This is a genomic window from Yunchengibacter salinarum (assembly GCF_037658235.1).
In the GTDB taxonomy this organism is placed as follows: Bacteria; Pseudomonadota; Alphaproteobacteria; order Sphingomonadales; family Kordiimonadaceae; genus Yunchengibacter; species Yunchengibacter salinarum.
Genome location: NZ_JBBJLN010000003.1, coordinates 207,612 through 225,249 on the forward strand (window position 1 = coordinate 207,612; position 17,638 = coordinate 225,249).

Sequence of the window (17,638 nt, forward strand, 5' to 3'; positions counted from 1 at the left end):
GCATTGTTTAACGAGAGGACGGATTTATGAGCATTCGGTTTGATGATCAGGTGGCCATAGTCACGGGCGCGGGCGGCGGCCTTGGCCGCACCCATGCGCTGGCGCTGGCCGCGCGCGGGGCGAAGGTGGTGGTGAACGATCTGGGCGGCGACGTGACCGGCGCGGGCGGGGACCCCGGCGCCGCGCAGAAAGTGGTGGCCGAGATCGAGGCGGCGGGCGGCACGGCGCTGGCGGACGGCGCGGACGTAACGAAAACGGACCAGGTGTCGGCCATGGTCGAAAAGGCCATGAACGCCTGGGGGCGGGTGGACATACTGGTGAACAATGCGGGTGTGCTGCGTGACCGCAGCTTCGCCAAGATGACCATGGACGATTTCGCCTTTGTGCTGAACGTGCACCTTCAGGGGTCCGCTAACTGCACCAGCGCGGTGTGGGACATCATGCGCCAGCAGGCTTATGGCCGCATCGTCATGACCACATCGTCCAGCGGCCTTTACGGCAATTTCGGCCAGAGCAATTACGGCGCCGCCAAGATGGGTCTGATCGGCCTGATGAACACGCTTGTGCTGGAAGGCGGCAAGTACAATATCCGTGTGAATGCGCTGGCCCCGGTGGCGGCCACCCGCATGACCGAAGACCTGATGCCGCAGGCGGCGCTGGATCTTGTCAGGCCGGAGGATGTGTCCACCGGGCTTGTGACCCTGTGCGATCGGGACGCGCCGAACCGCACCATATTATGTGCCGGGGCGGGCGGTTTTGCCCGCACCGTCATTCAGGAGAGCGAGGGCATCTTCCTGGAAGAGAGCGCGCGCAGCCCGGAAGCGGTGCGCGCCGCGCTGGACACCATCAACGACATGGCCGGGGCGAAGGAATATCAGCATGGCGGGGAGCAGACCATGAAGTTCCTGACCAAGGCGGCGAAGGCCGCGGGTGTGCAGATTTCCTGACCTGGCCGACGCGCGGGCCGCTGGTCCGGGCGCCTGAAACAGACCCGACCTTGAAAAGGAGCCGAACCATGCGTGAAGCCGTTATCGTATCCACCGCCCGCACCCCCATCGGCAAGGCCTATAAGGGGGCCTTCAATGCCACCCAGAGCCCCACGCTGGCCGGGCACGCCATCAAGAATGCGGTGGCGCGCGCCGGGCTGGAAGGCCAGGAAGTGGAGGATGTGATTCTGGGCTGTGCCCTGCCGCAGGGCACCAGCAGCCCCAATATCGGGCGGCTGGCCGCGCTGAAGGCCGGGCTGCCGGTCAGCGTTGCGGGCATGACCATGGATCGCCAGTGCGCCAGCGGCCTGATGGCCATTGCCACCGCCGCCAAGCAGGTGGTGCATGATGGTATGGAAATTGCCGTGGGCGGCGGGCTCGAATCCATCAGCCTTGTCCAGAACGACCATATGAACCGCTATCAGCTTGTGGATGAAAGCCTGACCGCCATGCAGCCGGATGTGTATATGTCCATGCTGGAAACGGCGGAAGTGGTGGCCAGGCGCTATGGCATTGACCGGGACGCCATGGATGCCTACGGCCTGCAATCCCAGCAGCGCACCGCCGCCGCGCAGGAAGCGGGCCGCTTCGATGACGAGATTGTGCCCCTGCCCACCAAAAAGGGCGTGATGGACAAGGAAACCAAAAAGATCAGCTTCGAGGACGTGGTGCTGGAGCAGGACGAGGGCAACCGCCCTTCCACCACGCTGGATGGCTTGCAGGGCCTGAACCCGGTATTCGATGGTGGCACCATCACGGCGGGCAATGCCAGCCAGTTGTCGGATGGCGCCTCCGCCAGCGTGGTGATGGAACGCACGCAAGCTGAGCGCCGGGGGCTGACGCCGCTGGGGCTGTATCGCGGCATCGCCGTGGCGGGGCTGGCGCCGGATGAAATGGGCATCGGCCCCGTCTATGCCATCCCCAAATTGCTGAAGCAGCACGGGCTGACCATCGACGATATCGGCCTGTGGGAACTGAACGAGGCCTTCGCCGTGCAGGTGCTGTATTGCCGCGACAAGCTGGGCATTCCCAATGACAGGCTGAACGTGAATGGCGGTGCCATTTCCGTTGGTCACCCTTATGGCATGTCCGGCGCGCGCATGGTGGGCCATGCCCTGATCGAAGGCAGGCGCCAGGGCGCGAAATATGTGGTGGTGACCATGTGCGTCGGCGGTGGCATGGGGGCCGCGGGCCTCTTTGAAGTGCTGTAGGGCGCGGATCAGGCAACATTCCTGTCGGGGGAGCGAGATGAAAGCGGTTTTGTGCAAGGAACTGGGCGGTGCGGAAAAGCTGGTGGTGGAAGATGTGCCCGCCCCCAGGCCCGGCCCGAAGGACGTTCTGGTGGATGTGAAGGCGGCGGGGGTCAATTTCCCGGACGTGCTGATCATTCAGGGTAAATATCAGTTTCAGCCCGATCTGCCCTTTACGCCGGGCGGCGAAGGGGCCGGGGTGGTGGCCGAAGTGGGCGCCGAGGTGGACGGCATAAAGCCCGGCGACCGGGTTTTGTTCACCCATCTGACCGGCGCTTTCGCCGAGCAGGCGGTGGTGCCCGCCGGGGCCGTGGTGCCGATCCCGGATGCCATGCCGTTTGACGCGGCGGCGGGCCTGACCATCACCTATGCCACCAGCCTGCACGCCCTGAAGCAGCGGGCGGACCTGAAAGCCGGGGAAACCGTGCTTGTGCTGGGGGCCGCTGGCGGTGTGGGGCTGGCTGCGGTGGAATTGGCCAAGGCCATGGGCGCCACCGTGATCGCCGCCACCAGCAGTGAAGAGAAAGGCGCCGTGGCCAGGGCCGCGGGTGCCGACAAGGTGATCACCTACAGCACCGAAGACCTGAAGAAAACCGCCAAGGACCTGACCGGGGGTCGCGGCGTGGACGTGGTCTATGATCCCGTGGGCAGCGACTATACCGAGCAGGCGCTCAGGGCCATGGCGCCCGGTGGCCGTCTGCTGGTGATCGGCTTCGCGGCGGGCGACATTCCCAAGGTGCCCGCCAATCTGTGCCTGTTGAAGCAATGCAGCCTGGTGGGCGTGTTCTGGGGCGCCTGGGCCGCCGCCAATCCGGGCGGCCAGGCGGACAATATGCGCATCCTGTTCGACCATTACGCGGCGGGCCGCATCAAGCCGCATATTGACGGACATTACCCGCTGGACCGGGTGGCCGATGCCTATGAGCGGCTTACGGGCCGCCATGCCAGGGGCAAGGTTATCCTGACACCGCAGGGGTGAGGGGTTCCGGTCAGGGTTGATTTTTTGGACTCGCCAGTCTTGAAAGAAATCCCTGACCGTCTATGCTGATCGCGTCTTGATCGGATCACATGCCGGTTGTCGAGCAGGGGGCCGCCACCCATGGGCGATTTGCGCATCATTGCCGGGCAGCGCGCACGAAAAAAGCTGTCGGATCAGGGCCTTGTGCCCGATCTGGTGCGGCAGGTGGTGGGGGCGTCCGGCGGGCCGAAATGGCTGGTGCTGAAGGGGCTGGACAGCGTTGTGTTCGGCGATTTTCTGCCCGCGGCAAGGCATCATATTCCGCTGACCGGCTCCAGCGCCGGGGCGTGGCGCATGGCCGCCGCCGCCGACCCGGACCCGGCGACACGCATTGAATGTTTCGCCCGTGTCTATGCCGGCAGTCGTTTCACCCCGGATCAGAGCCCGGACGAGATCACCCGCGCATCCTATGACCTGCTGGCGGAGATTTTCCCGGATGAGGCCATTGCCCATATTCTGGCGAACAGCGCGCGCCCCTTGCGCATCGTGACCGCGCGGGGGCGGGGCCTTGCGGGTGGTCGGCGGCCACTTGGCGAGGGGTTGGGCCTGATGCTGGCCGGGCTGGCCAACACGCTGTCCCGGCAGGCGCTGTCGGCCCATTATCAGCGGGTGGTGTTTCACACCGGCCCACCCCCCGAAGCGATCGGGGATGGCTTTGAAACCGTTTCGGTGCCGCTGACAGCGGCCAATTTCCGCGATGCGCTGATGGCCTCCGGCTCCATCCCCTTTGTCATGGCGGCGATTACCGATATCGCCGGGGCCGGGCCGGGGGTGTACCGGGATGGTGGGTTGATCGACTATCACTTCGGGCATCTGCCGGACGCGGGCGATGGCATCATTCTCTATCCGCATTTCTACCCCTATCTGGTGCCCGGCTGGTTCGACAAGAAATTGCATCGCCGGGTGACGGCAGACCGTCTGAGCGATGCGGTGATGCTGGTGCCGGACGATGACTTCGTGGCCGGCCTGCCCCATGGCCGCATCCCCGACCGGCGCGATTTCGCCCGCATGGAGCAAGCGGAGCGCCTGCATTTCTGGCAGACGGTGGTGAAAAGCAGCGAACGCCTGGGGGCGGCGTTTTCACGGCTTGCGGGCGCGGAAAATCACGGGCACCTGATGGACAGGCTTGAACCTGTGGCGGACTAATGCCCTAATCGGGCACGGAGGCGGGGTTTGCACGGGCAATCCCGGCAGGAGGAGGGGGCCACCCCCTTGGGAGTGGAGTGACCATGACAGAAACCGACCAAACGTTCACGATGGGCGCCTTTTCCGATGACCATCTGATCGCCGAACATCTTGGCGATCTGGTGGATAATTGCGTGGACAGGCACGGCGATCGCCCCGCCTTTTCCTGCGTGCTGCCCAACGGGGCCAATGCCACGCTCACCTTTCGGGAACTGGGCGCGCTGACCGATGCGGTGGCCGTGTATCTGCGGGAAGGGCTGCACCTGTCGCCGGGCGATGTGGTGGCGATACAGGCACCCAATGCGCTGGCCTATCCGGTGGTGGCGTTCGGCGTGCTGAAGGCGGGGCTGACACTGACCAATGTGAATCCGCTTTATACGCCGGAGGAAACCAATCACCAGTTGAAGGACAGCGGCGCGCGGATTCTTTTCGTGATCGACCTGTTCGCCGATACGGTGGGTGAAGCGGTGGCGGGCACCAAAGTGGAAAAGGTGTTCCGCCTGTCGCTGGTGGATTTCTTCCCTGCTTTGAAGCGCCACGCGCTGGGCTTCGCGCTGAAGCATGTCAAGCGCATGGTGCCGAACTTCGACGTGGATGTGCACGCGGACATGCGGGAGGTGATCCGCAAGGGCAGGCGCTATCTGGACAGCGGCGTGAACCCGGTCAACTATCGCCGGGGGCAGAGCCGGGACCATCCCGCCTTCTTTCAGTACACCGGCGGCACCACAGGGCGCAGCAAGGGCGCCTCGCTCAGCCATTACAATGTGGCCGCCAATGTGTCCCAGGGGCATTTGCGCAACAGCACCGTGATGCGGGAAGCGCAGGAAACCATGATGCTGGTGCTGCCGCTGTATCATGTTTTCGCGCTGGCGGTGGGGGGCATGGCGAGTATGCATCACGGCACCCATGTGATCCTGGTGCCGAGCCCGCGGCCGCTGGCCAATCTGCGGCCCGTGTTCGACCGCTTCGACATCACCACCATGCCGGGGGTGAACACCCTGTATATGGGGCTGATGCAGGAAGACTGGTTCGCCCGCAACCCGCCGCAGAACCTGCGTTTCTGCTTTGCCGGGGCGGCGCCGCTCAATCAGGATACCGCACGGCGCTGGGAAGCGCTGACCGGCGCCCCCATCTATGAAGGCTACGGCCTGACGGAAAGCACCTGCGTGGTCACTTCCATGCCGCTGGACGGGCCGCCGAAAAAGGGCACCTGCGGCAAACCCATGCCGGGCACCGAACTGCGCATCGTGGATGATGCGGGCAATGCCCTGCCGCCGGGCGAGGCGGGGGAGGTCTGGGTGCGCGGGCCGCAGGTGATGCAGGGTTATCTCAACCGGCCAGAGGCCACAGCGGAAACGATCGAGGATGGCTGGCTGAAAACCGGCGATATCGGCGTGATCGACGATGAGGGCTATCTGTCCATCGTGGACCGCAAGAAAGATATGATCCTGGTGTCCGGGTTCAATGTCTATCCCGCGGATGTGGAAGACGTGATCGTCAATATGGACGGCGTGTCGGAAGCCGCCGTGGTGGGCGCGCCGGACGATGAAAGCGGGGAGCGCGTGGTGGCCTATGTGGTGCCTCGCGGCGACAGCTTGACAGCCGAGGACGTGAAGGCCCATTGCCGGGAACACCTGACAGGCTATAAACGGCCCAAGGTGGTCTTTTTGGTGGATGAATTGCCCAAATCGCCCGTGGGCAAGGTGCTGCGCAAGGATCTGCGCCAGCGTGCCAGGGATGAAGCCACGGGATGAAGCTGCGGGTCGGGGCCACAACGGGACGGGCGCAACATGAACGGGGATAGCTGATATGGATCTGGGCCTTGCGGGTAAGCGCGTTCTGATCACCGGGGCCACACGGGGCATTGGCGCCGCCGTGATGGATTGCATGATCGCGGAAGGCGCCCGCGTAGCGTTCTGCGCGCGGGAGGAGGCGGGCGTCATCGCCCGGCAGGATGCCCTGCGCGGGCATGGCCATGACGTGACCGGCACCACGCTGGATGTGAAGGATACCGAATCCTATCTGCAATGGATCGAGGACAGCGCCGCCCATCTGGGCGGGGTGGACGTGTTCATCCCCAATGTGAGCGCGGGCGCGGGCCAGGGGGAGGAAGCCTGGCGTGCCAATTTCGATGTGGACCTGATGGCCACGGTGCGCGGGGCGGAAGCCACTCTGGATCACATGGCTGCGGACGGTGGCGGGTCCATCGTGGTGCTGGCATCCATTTCCCCGCTGGAAGCCATGGGCGGCCCGGCACCCTATAACAGCATGAAGGCGGCGCTGATCACCTATGCCAGCCAGTTGGGCGATGTGGCGGCGGGGTATGGCGTGCGGGTCAATGCGGTGTCCCCCGGCCCCATTCACATAGAGGACGGCTTCTGGGGCCAGACCCGGCGGGAGCATCCGCAGAATTATGAAATGGTGCGCGCCCGGCAGCCCTTCGGGCGCCTTGGAACACCGGAAGAGGTGGGGCGGGCCATCACGTTTCTGGCCAGTCCGGCGGCAAGCTGGATCACCCGTGCCAATCTGGTGGTCGATGGCGGCTTTCTTCAGCGCACCCAGTTCTGACGACCGTATTCATGCCTTGTGGCCGCGTGCTGATTGCCAGACATGCCGGGGCCTGCTACCTTTGACTTCTGTGGCGAGTGCTTGTTCAGGCATCCCCTTCCGGAGGCAGGGTCTATGCGACACCTTTTGTCCCCTTTGCCCTGGCTTAGCGCTGGCATTCTTTCCCTTGGCGTTTATCTGACCTGCTGGATGCTGGCCGGGCTGATGCTGCCCCTGGCGGAAGGTATTGTGGTGGCTGTTTTCGGCTTTCTGCTGGGGCTGGCGGGGCAGATCGCGGCGGATCGCTATTATGTCACACCGGAGCGGGAACTGCTCGCCGCGCTGGAACAGATCAGAAGCCTTGAAACGGAAGGCCGGGGGAGTGTTCTGCTGGAAGCCCCGGTGATCAGTGGCCGGGCTGATCTGTCCGATGCGCTGGAAAAACTGTATGATCACCTGGATCACATTCATCAGCGCCTGAACCGCAACAGCCAGTTGGAAAATCGCCTGGCCGATGTGCTGAATGCCCGGCGCAGCGATACGGAGGCACTGGCCCGACAGCGGACGGAGTTTCGCAAACTGGCGCAGGAGCTTGCCGAAGCCCGTGACGAGGCCGAAGCCGCCAATCTGGCCAAGTCCGAATTCCTGGCCGTGATGAGCCATGAGATCCGCACCCCCCTGAACGGTGTGATCGGCATGATCCAGATATTGCTGGACAGTCGCCTGGACACGGAGCAACGCGGCCATGTGCTTGACCTGATGGAAAGCGCGGAAACCCTGCTGGACGTGATCAACGATATTCTGGACATTTCCAAGCTGGATGCCGGCAAGATGCAGCTTGAACTGCGCGCGGTGGATTTGCGCCGCCTGCTTGAGCAGGTGGAGAGCTTTCTGGCGCCGCGGGCGGAGGCCAAGGGTATCGCCTTCAACCTGGCCGTGGACCCGGATTTGCCGGATGGCGTGCGCGTGGACCCGACCCGCCTTCGTCAGGTGCTGTTCAACGTGGTGGGCAATGCCATCAAATTCACCCAGGCGGGCGGTGTGTCGCTGCGCGCGGACAAGGGCGCGGAGCGGCGCGACGGCAGCTTTGATCTGGTTCTGAGCGTCGTGGATACGGGGATCGGTATTCCCAGGGACAAGCAGCGGACATTGTTCGACAAGTTTTCCCAGGCGGATGCATCCACCACCCGGCGCTTTGGCGGAACCGGTCTGGGGCTGGCCATATCACGGCAGTTGAGCCGCCTGATGGGAGGCGACATTTCCGTTTCCAGCGAGCCGGGCAAGGGGTCCACCTTCACGGTGGCCTTTCCCACGCTCAGGGACGACCCCGCCCGCGCGCGGGACGATGGCGGCGCCCGCATGATGCTGGACATGGCCCGCACCACCGCCCGGCGCAGCCTGACCATTCTGGTGGCGGACGACAACGAACTGAACCAGAAAATTCTTGAAAGCGTACTGGGCAGACTGGGCCACCGTATCGCGCTGGTGGAGACGGGCGTTGCGGCGTGCGACTATGTGGAAGAGCACCCGGTGGACCTGGTGATCATGGATATTCACATGCCGGAACTGGGCGGGGTGGACGCGACCAAATGGATACGCGCCATGCCGCCGCCACGGGGCACCGTGCCGGTGCTGGGCTGTACGGCGGATGCGTTTCCCGATCAGGTAAGTGCCTTCCGGCAGGCTGGCATGAAGGATGTGGTGACCAAGCCGGTGGACCGCTATGACCTGCTGACCCGGATCAACAGGGTGATGGATGAGCCGGTGCACGACATCGTGGCCCGCCCCATGTCCGATGTGGCGGACCCGCCGCTGCGCCGCGCGGCGGGGAGGGCGAAGACCGTGGGGCTGAGTGCGACTCCGGCGGTGGAGACCGCCACGGAAACGGCGCTGGACGATCTTCTGGACGAAATCTGATCCGGGCCCTGAAAGGGGAGCGTCTCCGTGCCGGTGCGGCTGGCCGCGCCAGAGCAAGAATGTTGCGTTTTTCAGGGTGTATTTTTTGCCTTGTTAATCTCAGGCCCTTCAATTTTTTGATCTATGTCAAATCCTTCAATGCTCCTGTGCGTAAGGTCACTACCAGAGGGTGAATATTCTGGTTTGATGAGTAGCAGGCGTGAGGGGGCGACGATGGCTCAGGACGCATTGGCGGCCAAGCGTGATTTTCTATTGTTGTCCGACAAGAATTACGAGGACCTGGCCGCCGCCAGACCTGTGGTGGAAGCGGCACTGCCGGCCATTCTCGATGCTTTTTACGATCATGTGACGCGTCAGCCCGATCTGGCGCGGATGCTGGGCGATGCCGCCTCGCGGGAGCGCATTCGCGGGGCGCAGGAACGACATTGGCAATATCTGCTTTCCGGCGCGCCCGATAGCTCATATCAGGAACGGGCGCAGCGGATCGGAACCGCGCATTTCGATGTGGGGCTGGATCAAAGCTGGTATATGGGCGGATATTGTTTTGCCCTTGGCCGGATGACGGATGCGGTGCTGACGGCGGCGGGGGAGTCCGCCGCAAAAGTGAAGGAACAGGTCAAGGCGTTGCTCCGGGTGGTCTTTCTGGATATGGACCTGGCCCTTGATACCTATTACCGCCAGATTCTGGACCGCCAGGAAGATCGCCGTCTCCGGCTGGAAAAGCTCATTGCCGATTTCGAGGATGAGACCGAAACGCGGCTTGCGGAAAATCGCAAAGAGGGCGAGGCCCTGACCGGGATTTCCCGCGAAATGCATGAGGTCGCCGGGCGCACGGCACGCCGGTCAGAGGACGCGGCGGCTACCGCGCAGCAGACCGCCGCCAATGTACAGGCCATATCCACCGCCGCCGATGAACTGCACACATCCCTGGGGGAGATCAGTACGCGGATCAAGGAGTCCTCCACCATTGCCGAAGGCGCGGAAAAGGAAGTGCAGGAAACCACGGATACCATCCGCACGCTCGATACCGCCACCGCCGATATCGGCAAGGTCATCGACCTGATCCGCGACATCGCCGACCAGACCAACCTTCTGGCCCTGAATGCCACCATCGAAGCGGCCCGCGCGGGCGATGCGGGCCGGGGGTTCGCCGTGGTGGCGGGGGAGGTGAAAAGCCTGGCGGGCCAGACCACGCGCGCCACCGGGGAAATCGGCAACCGCATAGACGAGGTGCAGCGCGTGTCCGCTTCCGTATCCAATGCGATCGGCAGTATAAACGAGACGGTTCACCGCATGAACGACATTGCAGGCGCGCTGAGCAGTGCCATGGAGCAGCAGCAGGCCGCCCTTCAGGATATTGCCCGGAATGCGGAGGAAGCCTCTGGCGGAACACAGGACATGGCCGACAGCATCCGCAAGGTCGCCGATGACGCGGCCACGGGGAATCAGACGGCGGATCGCCTGAAAGATGTGACCGACCGGCTGGAAGGCACAACCGAGGCCCTGAACGCCGCGATTGACGGTTTTCTGTCCGGCGCCCGGAAAACCACCTGACACGGCGGGGCCTGGCATCGGAACAGGGCCGGGAACAGGGTTATCCGGCTGGATCGTCATCCCGCCCCGATGGGGCCATCTTTTCATATATGCCGATCACCGGCGCTTCCCCGGCGCGCACCGCGGCGCGATACATGCCCGCGCTGTTGAAGGTCAGGGTAATGCTTCCCTTCGGGTCCAGCGCGATGATGCCGCCATCGCCGCCCATGTCCATCAGGTCTTTCAGCACCAGCCGTTCGGCGGCCTCTGACAGGCTCATGCCGCCATATTCCATCATGGCGCACACGTCGCGGGCCACCGTTTTGCGGATGAAAAATTCGCCGTGCCCGGTGGCGGAAACGGCGCAGCTTTCATTGCTGGCATAAGTGCCCGCGCCGATGATCGGGCTGTCCCCGATGCGGCCATATTTCTTGTTGGTCATGCCCCCGGTGGAGGTGCCCGCCGCCACATTGCCCTGCCTGTCCAGCGCCACGGCGCCCACCGTGCCGAATTTGTGCGGCTCGCCATTCGGGCCTTCGCCGGGTGCGCCGTCATGGTCCAGCACGGCGCCCTTGCCCTCGGCCAGCGCATTCTGTAATTGCCGCCAGCGCCGTTCGGTGCGGAAATAGCCGGGCTCGGCGGTTTCCAGCCCCTGATCGGCGGCGAACCGGTCTGCCCCGGCGCCGGACAGCATCACATGCGCGCTGTGGTCCATAATGGCGCGGGCCAGCCGGATGGGGTTTTTCACCGTGCGCACCCCGGCGGCGGCCCCCGCGTTCAGGGTTTTGCCGTCCATCAGGGCGGTGTCCATCTCATTGTGGCCGTCATGGGTGAAAACGGCGCCCCGGCCCGCATTGAAATGGGCGCTGTCCTCCAGCACGGTGATGGTGGCGATCACCGCGTCCACCGCGCTGCCGCCCCCGCTCAGCACCGCTTCCCCCGCCGCGAGCGCTTCGCCCAGTTTGGCGCGGATGGCAGCTTCCGTTTCCGGCGTCAGCTTGTCCGGCGTGATGGTGCCCGCGCCGCCGTGCAGGGCCAGCGCATAGGCCGGGCGCTCTTCCGGTGTGGCCAGGGTGTCATGCCCGGCCATGGCGGCCCCGCTTTCCGGCTGCCAGAAGGCGAGCGCCGTCAGCGCAAAAAGACCTGTGACAAGGCGATATCCGGCCTGCATGATGGTTCTCCCCCCGGCGGTTTGCGCGATGTGCTGGATGCTGCATGGGGAGCATGGTAAACATCCCGCAGTCAGGATCAATGGGAGAGGGGGCAGACCAATGATCACAGCACTCACACGGGGCCGATTGCAAAGCCGGGCGCACCATACACTGTGGGCATATCGCACACCGTGGGGGCACCTGTGTCGCGCCCTGCGGCGAATGGTCGTGCCGGGAAGCGTGCTGTTCGGGGCTTTTGCCGTACCCGCCCATGCCGCGGGGGAGGACTCGCCCGCCACCGCCGCGCTGCATCAGCTTTTCAAAGACGAACGCGCCTTCCACTATCAGGAAAATCCCGGCACCGGCCCGGTGGGGGAACCTCAGCCACCGGCCAGCCGCATGAAGGCGGTGAGCGCGGCGGATCATGAACGCCGCCACGCGCAGGCCCGCGCCTTCAAGCAGCGTTTGGCGGCCATAGACCGGGCGGCCCTGTCACGGGAAGACCGGCTGAATTACGACCTGTTCGCCTATCTGCTGGAACGCACCCTGATATCGGAGAGATTCCGCACCTGGCGCATTCCGTTTTACAGCGACAGCGGCTTTCACACCCGCCCCCTGCGGCTGTGGCAGTCCAGCCGGTTCAGGCGCGTTTCCGACTATGATGCCTATATCAGCCGCCTGGCCGACATTCCCCGCCATTTCGACGAGCATATGGCCAATATGCGGCTTGGCATGGAAACCGGCTTTACCATGCCCAAAGTGGTGTTGAAGGGGCTGCTGCCCACCTTCGCCGCCCCGATCCGGGAAAGCGCGGAGGAAAGCGCCTTCTGGGGGCCGTTCCAGGACATGGCCAGGTCGATCGACGCGCCGGAAAAGGCGCGCCTGCGTGACGCCGCCCGGCGGGTGATCATGGAAAAGGTGATGCCCGCCTATGAACGGCTGAACCGCTTCATGCGGGAGACTTATTACCCCGCCGCGCGGGAGAGCATCGCCGCCACCGACCTGCCGGAGGGGGACGCCTATTACCGGGCCATGGTGCGCTTCTATACCACGCTGGACCTGACCCCCGAACAGGTGTTCGAGCGCGGCAAGGCGGAAGTGGCGCGTATCCGCGCGGAGATGGAGGGCATTATCGATGAGGTGGGCTTTGACGGCGGCTTCGACGCCTTTCTTGAATTTCTGCGCACCGATCCGCGTTTTTATGCCGACAGCGCCGCGGACCTGCTGGCCTTTGCCAGCCGCACGGCCAAGCGGATCGACCTGAAGATGCCCGCCTTTTTCGGCAGATTGCCGCGCCAGCCATATGGCGTGGAGCCGGTCCCCGCCGAGATCGCGCCCAATTACACCACCGGGCGCTATGTGGGCGCACCGCTGGATGCGCCGCGCGGGGGCATGTACTGGGTGAACACGCACGATCTGAAAAACCGCCCGCTTTATGCCATTCCCGCGCTCACATTGCATGAAGCGGTGCCCGGCCATCATCATCAAAGTGCGCTAAGCCGGGAATTGAAGGACGTGCCGGATTTCCGCGTGGGCCTGTATCCGCACGCTTTCGGCGAGGGCTGGGGCCTGTATGCGGAAAAGCTGGGCGTGGAAATGGGCATCTATCAGACCCCGTATGAGCATTTCGGGCGCCTGACCTATGAAATGTGGCGTGCCTGCCGCCTTGTGATGGATACGGGGATGCACGCCTTTGGCTGGTCGCGGGATCGGGCCATGCGCTGCCTGATGGAAAATTCCGCGCTCAGCCCGCTGAATGTGCGCACGGAAACCGACCGCTATATAAGCTGGCCGGGGCAGGCGCTGGCCTACAAGGTGGGCGAGATGCGCATACTGGCCCTGAGGGAGCGCGCCGAACGGGAACTGGGCGCGGCGTTCGATATCGAGGCGTTCCACGACCGCATCCTGGCGGCGGGCGGGATGCCGCTGGATGTGCTGAGCGCGCGGGTGGCCCGCTGGATCGACGCGCAGCAGGAGCGGGAAAGCCCGTGAACAGGTGGCGCACTTTTGCCCGACAGTGCTTTTGTCCTTGAAAAATGGGGCGCATCACGTTTTCTAAGGGGCGGGGAAAGATCGCCCGTCCTATCAGCCGGAGGAAAGACATATGCCCGCCAACGGGACCCTTGCCGTCAAGCCCGAAGCCACCGGTGCGCTCGCCGGAATCGGCAATACGCCGCTCATCAAGCTGCGTTACGCCTCGGAACTGACCGGGTGCGATATCTATGGCAAGGCGGAATATGCCAACCCCGGCGGCAGCGTGAAGGACCGGCCCGCGCTGAACATCATCGAACAGGCGGAAGCCGACGGCACGCTGGAACCGGGCGGGCTGATCGTGGAAGGCACGGCGGGCAATACGGGCATCGGGCTGGCGGTGGTGGCCAATGCCAAGGGCTATCGCACGCTGATCGTGATGCCGGAAACCCAGTCGCAGGAAAAGATTCATACGCTGCGCATCATGGGCGCGGAGCTGGAACTGGTGCCCGCCGCCCCCTATAGCGACCCGAACAATTTCCAGCACATCGCCCGCCGCATGGCGGCGGACCTGGCCGAGAGCGAACCCCACGGCACCATCTGGGCCAACCAGTTCGACAATGTGGCCAACCGGGACGCCCACATCAAGACCACCGCGCGGGAGGTATGGCAGCAGACCGACGGCAAGGTGGATGGCTTCATCTGCGCCGTGGGCACCGGCGGCACGCTGGCGGGCATGTCCATGGGGCTGAAGGACTATAACCGGGACATCCAGATCGGCCTGGCGGACCCGATGGGCGCGGCGCTCTACAGCTATTACACCACGGGGGAGCTGAAATCCGAGGGCACCAGCATTTCGGAAGGCATCGGCCAGGGCCGCATCACCGCCAATCTGGAAGGTGCGGTGGTGGATCACGCCTATCAGATCCCGGATCAGGAAGCCCTGCCCATCGCCTTTGACCTGCTGCAACGGGAAGGTTTGTGCGTGGGCGCCTCCACCGGCGTGAACGTGGCGGGCGCCATAAAACTGGCCAAGGAAATGGGGCCGGGGCACACCATCGTCACCATATTGTGCGATAGCGGCCTGCGCTATCAAAGCAAGCTGTTCAACCCCGAATTCCTCCGCGCCAAAGACCTGCCCACCCCGGCATGGCTGCGGGGGTGAGGGCGGCGTTGTGCGTGCGCCAGATTTTTTGCTTATTGGATAAGCCCCGTTGTGACGGGGCTTTTTCATGTTGTTGAGGAATCAATCTGGAACGGAAAAGACGAAAATGGTAGCACTAAGTGTTATGTCTGTGATATATGAAAATATGGAAGTTGAAGAGTTTTGCCCGAGATGCGCGCAGAGAGGGCGTGGAAGAAAGGGCGCTTGAACTGGCGGCGCGGGATGTGGCTGCCGGCCATTATGAAGCGAGACTTTCCGCCAGCATTGCAAAAAAGCGGGTCGCTCGAAAGGGGGCTGGCAAGCGTGGTGGCTTCAGAACCATTGTTGCATTTGAAAATAGGCAGCGTTCTTTGATCATCTTTCTTGAGATTTACGCAAAGAGCAGCAAAAGCAATGTAACCAAGAAAGAAATAGCCGCTTTCGAAACCGTTGCCAAAAGCCTCCTTAATGCAACGAGCGATCAGATCAGGACGTTGATAGACACGGGCGCAATCATCGAAAAGGTGCTGGATAATGAGTAAAGCTTTGGAAAACATGCATTCTACTGCTAGGGACCTGCACGCAGTGGGCGCCATGGATGCGGTGACGATGAAAGTGATGGATGATCTGTGTTTGCCTGAGAAGCGCACTTTCACACAAGCGGACATTCGCAAGATCCGCGATAAAACCCGCATGAGTCAGCCTGTTTTTGCCGCTTTTCTGGGCGTGACGGTCAGCGCCATCGCTCAGTGGGAGCGTGGCGTGAAAACGCCTGGCGGATCGGCCCAAAGACTATTGGATGTTATCGACCGGAAGGGTATCGAGGCTTTGCTTTAAGGGCAGCAAGTGTCGGCTCTTTGGTAGCGCCGTGGTCCGGCGGTGCCGTTTGTTGCATCTTTTCAAGCGGGATGAGAGCCTGAAACCATTTTCAAAGGGGGCTATCATGGGCAATCTGCTGATCGTCATTCTGGCGATTTTTCTGCCGCCGGTGGCGGTGCTGTTGCGGTTCGGGCTGGGGGGAACCTTTCTGCTCAATCTGATTCTGACGCTTTTGTTTTTCGTGCCGGGCATGATCCATGCGCTTTGGGTCATCCTGAACAATCCGGGTCAGCGGGGCTGAGGGCCGGGTAGGCGGCGCATTAAAAAAGTCGGCCACCCGTTCGGGCGACCAGCTTCGGAAGATCCGGTCCTGATGCGCGATCAGGCGGCGAGGGTGTCGTCGTCCTCATCATCATCTTCGTCGTCTTTTTCGTCATTCTTGTCGTCGGGGCCGGTGGCGGTCAGGGAGCGGGTGTCGTCATCTTCTTCCTTGTCGCCGTCTTTTTTGTCGTCTTCCTTTTTGTCGTCCTCAGGCCCGGCAGCCGCCGTCAGGAAGCGGGTGTCGTCGTCATCGCTGTCTTCTTCTTTCTTGTCCTCGTCCTTCTTGTCGTCCTGATCCTGAGCCATTGCGGCGGACGCGGACGGGGTGAAGGCATCCTGGGGCTGACTGACCAGGGCAAGGCCAAGGGCGATCATGCTCGTCCCGAAAAGGCGCTTCAAAGTGATCTCGGTCATGGTTTCCTCCAAAGGTTGATTGTCGATGGAGGTGAGACTCACGCCGGATTATGCTCCCCAAAGGGCGGGAATGTGTCGGAAGCGGGGCATTCTGTCGCACGCGGCAACCCCGTGGGGCGGCCCCGCGGGGCCGCCCTGGTGTCGGGGATCAATGCCCCGCTACGGTTTCACGGTCAGCCGTCATCATCATCGTAGTCGTCATCATCGTCATCATCGTCATCATCGTCATCATCGTCATCGTCATCGTCGTCATCAGGCTTGCCGTCGCCCTTGCCCTTGCCGCGACCGGGGTGGCCATCGTCGCCATGTTTGGCCTTGTGCATGTCGCCGTGCTTGCCCCCATGTTTTGCCATGGCACCATCCTTGTGCTTTTCATGGCGGGCGCGGTGCCTGGCCATTTTCTCTTCGGCCTTGTGGCGTTTTTCGGCCAGCTTCTGTTCCGCCTTTTCCAGCTTTTCGGCGCGTTTTTCCGGGTCGTCTTCCTGCTCGGCCTTGGCCACGGCCCGTTCATATTCGGCCTGGGCCTTGTGCATACGCCGTTCATAGGCTTTTTCAGCCTGAGCCATTTCGTGCGCGGCCTCGCGCTGTTTCATGCCTTTTTCGTGAGCTTTCTCGGCCTGCTTCCGGCCTTCTTCGCCTTTGCCTTCGCTCTCGTCCTGGGCATTCGCGGTGCCCGGATTGCCTGTGATGAAGCCTTCCGGCTGTGTCACAAAGGCAAGCCCCGCCGTGATGGCGGCCACGGCCGCCAGGCGGATGATGGGCGTGAATGTGGATCTGTCTGTCATGTTGGGTCCCTCCCTGCTGCATCAGTCCAGTGCGATAGTGTACGCCCTATTGGCGTGGAACCGAAATCACGATGCGGCCCTAATCGCCGGGCAGGGGCAGGCGGCTGCGTTTCAGCACGGTGCGCAGGGCAAAGCCGGAATGAATGCGCGCCACGCCGGTCAGCCCGGTCAGGCGGTTGTGGACGCGCTCATAATCCGCCGCATCCCGCACCACCACGCGCATCATGTAATCCACGTCGCCGCTCATCAGATAGCATTCCATCACCTCCGGCACATCGCGCACGGCCTCTTCGAAGCGGGCCAGGTTTTCTTCCGTCTGTTCCTGAAGCGAGACGCGCACGAACACATTGCCGGGCAGACCGATCCTGGCCGCGTCCAGATGGGCGGCGGTGTGGGTGATGATGCCGTCGCCCTGTAGCCGCTTCACCCGGCGCAGGCAGGCGGATTCCGACAGGCCCACCGCCTCCGCCAGTGCGGCATTGCTGATGCGCCCGTCTTTCTGGAGCTTGTCCATGATTGCACGATCAATCTTGTCAAACGCCATGGTTCGTATTTCCTTGCTGGTAATCACAGAAATTTCGCATTTTCTGCTATAAA

The 17,638-nt window shown here is 63.1% G+C and carries 17 protein-coding genes; 13 read left to right on the forward strand and 4 right to left on the reverse strand.

The features are described 5' to 3' along the window. Positions 1 to 26: 26 nt before the first annotated feature. The 8 genes from WGH93_RS04515 (at position 27) to WGH93_RS04550 (ending at position 10,457) form a co-directional block, all read left to right on the forward strand. Entirely contained in the window at positions 27 to 947 is a 921-nt protein-coding gene (locus WGH93_RS04515) for an SDR family NAD(P)-dependent oxidoreductase (RefSeq protein ID WP_374763668.1), read from the forward strand. Between the two features lie 68 nt (positions 948 to 1,015). Beyond that, a complete protein-coding gene (locus WGH93_RS04520; RefSeq protein WP_374763669.1) occupies positions 1,016 to 2,197 on the forward strand; it encodes an acetyl-CoA C-acyltransferase in 1,182 nt (393 codons plus the stop codon). 37 nt (positions 2,198 to 2,234) lie between these two features. Then, entirely contained in the window at positions 2,235 to 3,215 is a 981-nt protein-coding gene (locus WGH93_RS04525; RefSeq protein ID WP_374763670.1) for an NADPH:quinone oxidoreductase family protein, read from the forward strand. Between the two features lie 120 nt (positions 3,216 to 3,335). Continuing rightward, a complete protein-coding gene (locus WGH93_RS04530; RefSeq protein WP_374763671.1) occupies positions 3,336 to 4,400 on the forward strand; it encodes a patatin-like phospholipase family protein in 1,065 nt (354 codons plus the stop codon). Between the two features lie 83 nt (positions 4,401 to 4,483). Then, on the forward strand, positions 4,484 to 6,193 hold the full coding sequence (locus WGH93_RS04535; RefSeq protein WP_374763672.1) for an AMP-binding protein: 1,710 nt from the start codon (positions 4,484 to 4,486) through the stop codon (positions 6,191 to 6,193). 55 nt (positions 6,194 to 6,248) lie between these two features. Beyond that, on the forward strand, positions 6,249 to 7,007 hold the full coding sequence (locus WGH93_RS04540; RefSeq protein WP_374763673.1) for an SDR family NAD(P)-dependent oxidoreductase: 759 nt from the start codon (positions 6,249 to 6,251) through the stop codon (positions 7,005 to 7,007). A 114-nt stretch (positions 7,008 to 7,121) separates the two neighbouring features. Next, entirely contained in the window at positions 7,122 to 8,903 is a 1,782-nt protein-coding gene (locus tag WGH93_RS04545) for an ATP-binding protein (protein ID WP_374763674.1), read from the forward strand. A 213-nt stretch (positions 8,904 to 9,116) separates the two neighbouring features. After that, positions 9,117 to 10,457 carry a protoglobin domain-containing protein gene (locus tag WGH93_RS04550; protein WP_374763675.1) on the forward strand — a complete coding sequence of 447 codons (1,341 nt, stop codon included), beginning with the start codon at positions 9,117 to 9,119 and terminating at the stop codon, positions 10,455 to 10,457. Between the two features lie 40 nt (positions 10,458 to 10,497). Here the strand turns inward: WGH93_RS04550 and WGH93_RS04555 are convergent, their stop codons facing one another. Continuing rightward, entirely contained in the window at positions 10,498 to 11,607 is a 1,110-nt protein-coding gene (locus tag WGH93_RS04555) for an isoaspartyl peptidase/L-asparaginase family protein (protein WP_374763676.1), read from the reverse strand. 100 nt (positions 11,608 to 11,707) lie between these two features. Here WGH93_RS04555 and WGH93_RS04560 point away from each other — a divergent pair, with 100 nt between their 5' ends. The 5 genes from WGH93_RS04560 to WGH93_RS04580 all read left to right on the forward strand — a co-directional run bounded on the left by WGH93_RS04560 (position 11,708) and on the right by WGH93_RS04580 (position 15,822). Then, positions 11,708 to 13,579, forward strand: a complete 1,872-nt coding sequence (locus WGH93_RS04560) for a DUF885 domain-containing protein (protein WP_374763677.1) — start codon at positions 11,708 to 11,710, stop codon at positions 13,577 to 13,579. Positions 13,580 to 13,691: 112 nt separating this feature from the next. Then, positions 13,692 to 14,723, forward strand: coding sequence for a cysteine synthase A (locus tag WGH93_RS04565; protein WP_374763678.1), 1,032 nt, complete (start codon positions 13,692 to 13,694; stop codon positions 14,721 to 14,723). Positions 14,724 to 14,860: 137 nt separating this feature from the next. Then, complete coding sequence (locus tag WGH93_RS04570; protein ID WP_374763679.1) at positions 14,861 to 15,244, forward strand: type II toxin-antitoxin system RelE/ParE family toxin; 384 nt, start codon at positions 14,861 to 14,863, stop codon at positions 15,242 to 15,244. After that, positions 15,237 to 15,539, forward strand: a complete 303-nt coding sequence (locus WGH93_RS04575) for a helix-turn-helix domain-containing protein (protein WP_374763680.1) — start codon at positions 15,237 to 15,239, stop codon at positions 15,537 to 15,539. The genes WGH93_RS04570 and WGH93_RS04575 overlap by 8 nt, the downstream gene beginning before the upstream one ends. Before the next feature lie 106 nt (positions 15,540 to 15,645). Then, positions 15,646 to 15,822: a YqaE/Pmp3 family membrane protein gene (locus WGH93_RS04580; protein ID WP_374763681.1), complete on the forward strand. Its 177-nt coding sequence runs from the start codon at positions 15,646 to 15,648 to the stop codon at positions 15,820 to 15,822. 80 nt (positions 15,823 to 15,902) lie between these two features. On the opposite strand, the gene WGH93_RS04585 is transcribed toward WGH93_RS04580, so the two are convergent. The 3 genes from WGH93_RS04585 to WGH93_RS04595 form a co-directional block, all read right to left on the reverse strand. Further along, complete coding sequence (locus tag WGH93_RS04585; protein WP_374763682.1) at positions 15,903 to 16,256, reverse strand: hypothetical protein; 354 nt, start codon at positions 16,254 to 16,256, stop codon at positions 15,903 to 15,905. Positions 16,257 to 16,429: 173 nt separating this feature from the next. Beyond that, a complete protein-coding gene (locus tag WGH93_RS04590; RefSeq protein WP_374763683.1) occupies positions 16,430 to 17,041 on the reverse strand; it encodes a hypothetical protein in 612 nt (203 codons plus the stop codon). Between the two features lie 79 nt (positions 17,042 to 17,120). Continuing rightward, a complete protein-coding gene (locus WGH93_RS04595) occupies positions 17,121 to 17,585 on the reverse strand; it encodes an Lrp/AsnC family transcriptional regulator (RefSeq protein WP_374763684.1) in 465 nt (154 codons plus the stop codon). Between the last annotated feature and the right edge of the window lie 53 nt (positions 17,586 to 17,638).